This is a genomic window from Halorubrum sp. CBA1125 (genome assembly GCF_009742825.1).
Taxonomy (GTDB): Archaea; Halobacteriota; Halobacteria; order Halobacteriales; family Haloferacaceae; genus Halorubrum.
Genome location: NZ_WPCE01000358.1, coordinates 1 through 1,364, shown reverse-complemented (window position 1 = coordinate 1,364; position 1,364 = coordinate 1). Strand labels below are relative to the sequence as shown.

The following is a 1,364-nucleotide window of genomic DNA, read 5'->3' as shown; positions in this document are numbered from 1 at the left end:
GTCGGCGTCGCCGAGGCCGGAGCCCGATCTAACAATTCACGGCCGGGTCGCGGCTCGACACCCTCGACCGGCTGGCGACCGCGGCTACGACGGCCGGGTCTGTCTCCGCGTGAACCCCGGCGTCGGCGCCGGCCACCACGAGAAGGTCACGACCGGCGGCGCGGCGAAGTTCGGCGTCCCCTACGGCCGCGCCGCGAGCATCACCCGCGAGGCCGCGGAGCGATTCGACGTGGTCGGGGTCCACGCGCACGCGGGCTCCGGGATCGACGCCGACCAGCTGGACAGCCACCGCGAACTGGTCGCCCGGATGGGGGAACTGGCGCGAACACTGGCCGACCCGGAAGACGCCGGAACTGCCCCGCTCGACCTGGAGTACGTCGACGTCGGCGGCGGGTTCGGCGTCCCCTACGAGGAGGACGCGCCGCCGCTCGACCTCGACGCCGTCGCCGCGGCGACGCGCGAAGCGATCGCGCCGCTGCCCGCGGACGTCGACCTCGCGACGAGCCCGGCCGGTACGTCGTCGCCGACGCGGGCGTGCTCCTGACGCGGGTGAACACCGTCAAGCCGACGCCGGACGAGCGCGTGGTCGGCGTCGACGCCGGCATGACCGACCTGCTCCGCCCGGCGATGTACGGCGCGTACCACCCGATCCGCAACCTCGGCGGCGGACGCGACGACGACGGCGAGGACGCGCCCGACCCCGCCGACCGGTCGCAACCCCTGTCACGGTCGCCGGACCTATCTGTGAGACGGGCGATAGCTTCGCCACGGAGCGCCCGCTCTCCGACCCCGCGCGGGGCGATCTGCTCGCGGTCGGGATCGCGGGCGCCTACGGATACGAGATGGCGAACCAGTACAACTCGCGACCGCGCCCCGCCGAGGTCGCGCTCGACGACGGCACGGCTCGACTCGTCCGCCGCCGGGAGACCCTCGCCGACCTCACGACGGTCGAGCGGGAGGCGCAGGGGACCGGCGACGTCGACGGACCCGGCGACGCCGACGGGCCGGAGGTGGACCGATGAGCACGCACGCCGTCCCCGTCGAGAAGTACCACGGGACGGGCAACGACTTCCTCGTCGTCGACGCGGACGCCCACACCGTCGGCGACCGCGCGGCGTTCGCGCGCGCCCACTGCGACCGCGAGAGCGGCGTAACCGCCGAGGTCGCGGCCGGTAACGGGGGGGTCCCGGCGAGCGCGACCGGACGCCCGGGCGCCGACGGCGTCCTCTTTTTGAGCATCCAGGAGGCGTTCAACCCGACCCGCGTCGTGATGACGCTCGTCCAGCCCGACGGCTCGACGGCGTCGATGTGCGGCAACGGCGCGCGGGTCGTCGCCCGCTGGGCGCACGACCGGACGGGGCGAC

The 1,364-nt window shown here is 74.7% G+C and carries 2 pseudogenes; both read left to right on the top strand.

What is annotated here, in order from left to right:
• Positions 1-1,022, top strand: a pseudogene (locus tag GJ633_RS16665) (diaminopimelate decarboxylase family protein); the annotation flags it as partial.
• Positions 1,019-1,364: pseudogene (locus GJ633_RS16660) on the top strand (diaminopimelate epimerase); the annotation flags it as partial. The pseudogenes GJ633_RS16665 and GJ633_RS16660, both read left to right, overlap by 4 nt.